Source organism: Blastomonas sp. UPD001 (genome assembly GCF_003426715.1).
Classification (GTDB): domain Bacteria; phylum Pseudomonadota; class Alphaproteobacteria; order Sphingomonadales; family Sphingomonadaceae; genus Blastomonas.
Genome location: NZ_QKVT01000001.1, coordinates 1576653 through 1582202, shown reverse-complemented (window position 1 = coordinate 1582202; position 5550 = coordinate 1576653). Strand labels below are relative to the sequence as shown.

Annotated in this window: 7 protein-coding genes and 1 other RNA gene; 1 reads left to right on the top strand and 7 read right to left on the bottom strand. The window is 66.0% G+C overall.

The window, feature by feature from the left end; translation table 11 throughout:
- A partial coding sequence (locus DM995_RS21765) for a caspase family protein (protein WP_198669296.1) occupies positions 1–426 on the bottom strand: 426 nt, incomplete at its 3' end.
- 184 nt (positions 427–610) lie between these two features.
- Between DM995_RS21765 and DM995_RS08065 the strand changes: the two genes are divergently transcribed.
- Positions 611–802 carry a hypothetical protein gene (locus tag DM995_RS08065; RefSeq protein ID WP_116969089.1) on the top strand — a complete coding sequence of 64 codons (192 nt, stop codon included), beginning with the start codon at positions 611–613 and terminating at the stop codon, positions 800–802.
- 53 nt (positions 803–855) lie between these two features.
- Here DM995_RS08065 and rnpB read toward each other — a convergent pair.
- The 6 genes from rnpB to DM995_RS08035 form a co-directional block, all read right to left on the bottom strand.
- An RNA gene (gene rnpB / locus DM995_RS08060) (RNase P RNA component class A) lies at positions 856–1260 on the bottom strand.
- Between the two features lie 37 nt (positions 1261–1297).
- On the bottom strand, positions 1298–1933 hold the full coding sequence (locus DM995_RS08055; protein ID WP_232824493.1) for an N-acetylmuramoyl-L-alanine amidase: 636 nt from the start codon (positions 1931–1933) through the stop codon (positions 1298–1300).
- Between the two features lie 47 nt (positions 1934–1980).
- Positions 1981–2925 (bottom strand): DMT family transporter, encoded by a 945-nt coding sequence (locus tag DM995_RS08050; RefSeq protein ID WP_031317588.1) that lies wholly within the window; start codon positions 2923–2925, stop codon positions 1981–1983.
- Between the two features lie 59 nt (positions 2926–2984).
- Positions 2985–3854, bottom strand: coding sequence for a CheR family methyltransferase (locus tag DM995_RS08045; RefSeq protein ID WP_023836425.1), 870 nt, complete (start codon positions 3852–3854; stop codon positions 2985–2987).
- The gene (locus DM995_RS08040) at positions 3851–4948 is read right to left on the bottom strand and encodes a chemotaxis protein CheB (protein WP_116969087.1); all 1098 of its coding nucleotides are present in this window, start codon (positions 4946–4948) and stop codon (positions 3851–3853) included. Before DM995_RS08040 ends, DM995_RS08045 begins: the two co-directional genes overlap by 4 nt.
- Positions 4949–4971: 23 nt before the next feature.
- On the bottom strand, positions 4972–5337 hold the full coding sequence (locus DM995_RS08035; protein ID WP_023836427.1) for a response regulator: 366 nt from the start codon (positions 5335–5337) through the stop codon (positions 4972–4974).
- Between the last annotated feature and the right edge of the window lie 213 nt (positions 5338–5550).

Sequence of the window (5550 nt, the reverse complement as noted above, 5' to 3'; positions counted from 1 at the left end):
TCGCGGGGCATCGACCGGGACGAGATAATTCTCTCCGCCAAATTCGAAGCCATGGCCGGCATAATATATCAGCGCGGTATCGGCCGAAGCGGAGAGCGATGCAAACTCGTCGACGGCCCTGCGCGCAGCGGCAGCGTTGACATCGACCAGCCGGATCACCCGGAACCCGGCCTGGGCGAAGACATCGCACAGCCGCTCGACATCATTGGCCGCATTGTCCAGCCCGTCCCAGTCGGCCCCGTCATAGCCGCCATTGCCGATCAGCAGCGCCACCCGCTGCGTCTGCGCCGCCGCACCGCATTCCTTGCGCCCGGCGCTCGGCTTGGTCGCGGATGCTTGCGCGCTGGCTCCGGAAGGGACGATCACCATCATCGCCAGCGCCGCCCCGGCGAGCAGATAACGACCCAGAGACTTTGCCTTGCGCATGCCGATCCCCCTGATCTTGCGGGAGAAAGCTACAGGCGGCGGCGCGAATGCGCAATGTCGCTCCACGCTTCATCGATACGCCATGTCGTTCGTCGAACGCTAAGGGTCTTGAAAGCTTTGCCCTGCTATCTATCTCGCATTCGCAGCATAGATTGCAATTGAAGACGTTTCAGGGAAGTCCGTCATGAGCCGCCAGTTGATGTTCGCAGCCATGCTCTCCATCGCGATGATGGCGACGTTCGCGCTCGGATCGCAGGCTTATGCCGGCGACGATGCCGCGCGGGATTTTGCCGAGTGCGATCTGAACGAGCTGGAACAGGCCCCGGCTTCGATCGACTATTCGGTGCCGTCGAAGCTGGTGCTCGCCTCGCTCTGAGGCCTTCGCGGCGCCATCGCGCCTGGCGGCCCTGCCGCGCCGATCCCCAGATAATCGCCAGAGGGTCTGTAAGCCGGGTTCTGTCCTGACCGTTGCCGGTCATGGGCAGCCATTCCTCTAGGCGGGGCATTGCTGCACCGCTCAAGCAACCAACCCGGGCGGCAAGGGGCCGAAACTCCCCTGGGACGCGCCTCCGACAAGCGGAAACCGTATCGCCAAATCCGCCCCTATTCGGTCTTGCTCCGGATGGGGTTTACCGTGCCGCGAACCGTTGCCGGCCGCGCGGTGCGCTCTTACCGCACCCTTTCAATGTTACCGGGCCGAAGCTAACGGCAACCTGCTTTCTGTTGCACTGTCCCTGGGGTCGCCCCCGCCGGGCGTTACCCGGCATCCCTGTTTCGTGGAGCCCGGACTTTCCTCGCGCCATTTGCATGACCCGCGGCTGCCCGACCCTCTGGCTGCGCGCGGCCTAGCGCGGAACGAGGCAAAGCGCAATCAGCGCGTGCGCCCCGCGTCGCGGTCGAGCAGCAGCGCGAACAGGATCGCGCGGCATTCGCCGTCGATCTCGCCGGTGATCGTGCCGGGCCGCCAGCGTCGCTGGAAGGCGGTGGTCGCAGCCCTGCCATCGGAAATATCATAACCGAAGCGCTCGAGCGCGAGCATGAACGCACCGTCGCTCCAGTACGGATCGACCAGCCGCCCGTCGGGGATGGGCAGCGCGAGGCGCACACGCGCGAGCCTTTGCCAGTCGAACAGCTCGCCCGGGTCCTGCTTGCGCGCGGGCGCGACGTCGCTGTGCCCCACGACATTGGCGCGCGGGATATTGTACCGGTCGACAATGTCCGCGACGAGCGGGATCAGCGCCGACATCTGCTCTTCGGGGAAGGGCCGATAGCCGAATTCGTGCCCCGGGTTGACGATCTCGATCCCGATGCTGGCGCTGTTCACATCGGTAATGCCGCGCCAGAGCGATCGGCCGGCATGCCAGGCGCGGCTGCCCTCATCGACCATGCGGATGATCTGGCCGTCCTCGGTCACGACATAATGCGCGGAGACCTTGGACGCCGGATTGGCGAGCCATTCGATCGCCGAGGGCGCGTCCTGCATCCCGGTAAAGTGCAGCACCAGCATGGTGATCGGCAGCTTGCGTTCGTCAAAGTTCGGCGACGGGGTGTCGATCAAGATCTGGTCCCTTCCTTCATCAGCCGCGCCTTGGCGAGCTCGCGTGCCTTCTGGGCGTTGCGGATGGCCACGATAGAGACCCCCAGCAGCGCGATCAATCCGCCCGCGATCATCAGCCAGGTCAGCGGTGTGCCGAACCACCAGGTGGCGAAGGCGACCGAGATGACCGGGGTGGGGATGGTCAGCGGGCTGACAGTCGAGACGCTGTGCCGCTGGAGCAGCCAGACCATCGCGCCATGGCCGCCGATGCTCGATCCGATCGCGGCATAGGCGGTCCAGGCATAGGTCTCGAGCGTCAGGTGCGGCAGCTTGGCCATGCCGGCAGGCTCGAGCAGGAAGGCGAAGGGCAGGATCACCAGCGAACCGATCAGCCCCAGCCAGCCGCTAATGTTGAGCACGCCAATGCCGCCGAGATTGCGCTGGATCAGCGTCGCGGTCGCCCAGATCAGGCTTCCCACGGCCGAGATCGCGATCGCGGGCAGCTCCTTGCCCGCCGCCGGATCGAACACCAGCAGCAGTACGCCGAACAGCGCCAGCACGATGCCGATCAGGCGCGGAATGCCGATCCTTTCCTTGAGGAAGATGACCGCAAGGATCAGCGAGAAGGGAACACCGAGCTGGCCCGCAATCGCCAGCGCGCTGACATTGTTGGTCACCTTGAGCGACAGGCCGACCGCGACATAGAACAGCCCGCCGCTGAGCACGCCCAGAACGCCGATCAGCTTCATCCGCCCCGGCACGATGCGCAGGAAGGGCAGGCAGACCAGCGCGACGATCGCCTGGCGCAGGAACGCGCCGGGCAGCGCGCCGGCGCTGTCCACGGCCGATTTCATCGCGATGATGTTGAAGCCCCAGAGCAGCATCATCATCACCGCCACGGCCCAGTCGATCCGGCCAAAGCCGCGTTCGGGCAGGTCTTCAGGATGCGAATCGGGCTGCATGCGCGCAGGCATAGGGCAAATGCCCGCGCAGAACAGCACTTTGCTGCGTATGCGAAGGGTCAGGCGAGCGGTGGCGGCAGAACGGAAGCACCGGTCCGGCCCGGCACCGCCTTGCAGTGTAGCCCGCGCATCTCGCGCGCGGTGGAAAACAGCGTGGTCTGGTCCATCACCGTTTCGGCGGCGCCCAGCATCAGAAGGCCGTCATCCTGCAGCGCCTGTTCGAGCTTGGCATAGGCGATCGACCGGGTCTCGGGCGCAAAATACATCAGCACGTTGCGGCACAGGATGATGTCGAACTGGCCCTTTTCGGTGCGCGGCTTGAGGATATTTTCCTCCTGGAAGCGCACGATCTGCTGCAACCGCGGGTCGATCACCCAATCCTCGCCGTCCTGGGTGAAATAGCGCAGCATGTAATCGACCGACAGCCCGCGCTGGATCTCGAACTGGGTGTACCGGCCCGACCGGGCCTTGGCGATGACCGAAGCCGAGATGTCGGTGCCGATGATCTCGATGGTCCAGCCCTCCCACAGATCGCGGTCGCTATCGATCAGCATCGCGACCGAATAGGCCTCCTGGCCGGTCGAGCAGCCCGCGCACCAGATGCGCAGCGACTTGCGCGCGGCGCGGCGCTCGCGCAGCTGTGGCAGGGCTTCGCTGCGCAAGGTCGCGAACAGCGCGATGTCGCGGAAGAAGAAGCTCTCGTTGTTGAGCATCAACTCGAGGCATTCCTGCAGCAGCCGCTCGTTGTCCGGATCGGACAGCACCGCGACCAGCGCGTCGAGATCGGGGATGCCATTTTGCTTCAGCAGCGGCGCGAGCGCGGTCTGGATGCGCCAGTAGCGGCTCGGCGCGATCTGCTGGCCGGTGCGCGTCTCCAGAAGGCCGGCGAGGATGCGCGTGGCATCGGCGGCGGGCTGGCTATGGATCATGCGGCGTCCTCCAGCCAGCAATCGGCGATGAAGCGGGCAATCCCGGCAGGCGGCAGGATCACGCTTGCCAGCCCTGCGCGTGCGACGCTGCCGGGCATGCCCCAGACGGTACTCGTTTCGATATCCTGCGCATAAATCGGCGCCCCCTGTTCGGCGAGCGCGCGAGCGCCGGCCAGTCCGTCCGATCCCATGCCGCTCAGCATCACCCCGGCGCCGCTCGCGCCAAAGCAGCGCGCGACCGCGTGCATCATCGGATCGACCGATGGCTTGTAGGCGGTGGCAGGCCAATCGGGGAGCAGGTCGATCCGCACATGCCCGTCGGCCCGTTCCAGACCCAGATGCGCGTCGCCGGGCGCGCAATAGATATGCCCGCGCTGCAGCCGTGCCCCCTGGACCGCCATGCTCGTCGGGCGCAGCCCCAGTTCGTCGATATGCCGCACGAAATGCAGCATGAACTCGGTCGGCAGGTGCTGGGTGATCAGGATCGGCGCGTCGACGCGCGGGTCGAGCGCGGTGAGCAGCTGGTGGATTGCGGGAATTCCGCCCGTCGAGGAGCCAATGGCGATGCACTGGAGCGGGCAGAGCGAGGCGGCGGGCCGGGCGAGCACGACCGGCGTCGGATCATGCCGCGTGCGTCGGCCATCGGCGAGCGATTGCAGCCGTCCGTGCAACGCGGCGACGAATTCGCGCGAATAGAACTGGCGGTCGGGTTTGGGCAGCGTGTCGCTCGCGCCCAGGGCCAGCGCGCGGATGCTCGCCGGGGCACCGTCGCCGCAGTGCGAGGAAAGGACCAGGATGCACGCCTGGTCGCTGCGCTCGAGCAGATCGGGCAGCGCGTCCAGCCCGTTGCGGTCGGGCATCTCGATGTCGAGGATGATGATATCGGCGCTGGCGTCGCGCAGAAACTCGAGCGCGGCCCCGGCCGACGCGACGCTGGCGGCGACCTCGAAGCCGGGCAATGATTCGACGATGCGCTGGATGATCGACCGGGTGACCAGGCTGTCATCGACGATCAGCACGCGGCTCACCGCGTCGTGCGGCACCGGCCGGTGAAATCCCGATCGGACGGTCGCCCGCTGTCCTGCCCCCGGCATGGCCGCTATCCTCCCCCCGCTGCTCAGGCGCAGCCGACGATTTGCAGCTTGCTGTGGAGCGTCTCGCGGTCGAACGGTTTCATCACATATTCGTCGGCCCCGGCCTCGATGGCCGCCTGGATATGGCCCCGGCCATTTTCGGTGGTGCAGAACACGACCTTGGGGCGATCTCCGCCCTCTTCCTTGCGCAGCGCGCAGAGAAATTCCATTCCGCCCATCACCGGCATGTTCCAGTCGAGCAGGACGACATCGGGCATCGAGCGGCCGCAATGGTCGAGCGCCTCGCTGCCATCGGCGGCTTCGGACACGGCAAAATCCAGCGTTTCCAGAATGTGCCGCGCAACCTTGCGGATCACCTTGCTGTCATCGACGACCAGACACGTTTTCATCAAAGCAGCCTCCCTGCGGCTCATGCGCTGCCCGCGACTGTATGGCCCATTGGTAAGCAGCAGCTTAACGGCGCAAAAAGCTTGTGGCCGACCGGGTGCAGCGCCACGGGTCAGGCGGCGCGGCGCGTGGCGGGATTGACCATGTAATCGGGGTCGATCAGCAGCAGCGTCTCGCCGTCGAGCTCGAGCAGCGATCGGCCGATTTCGCTCCAA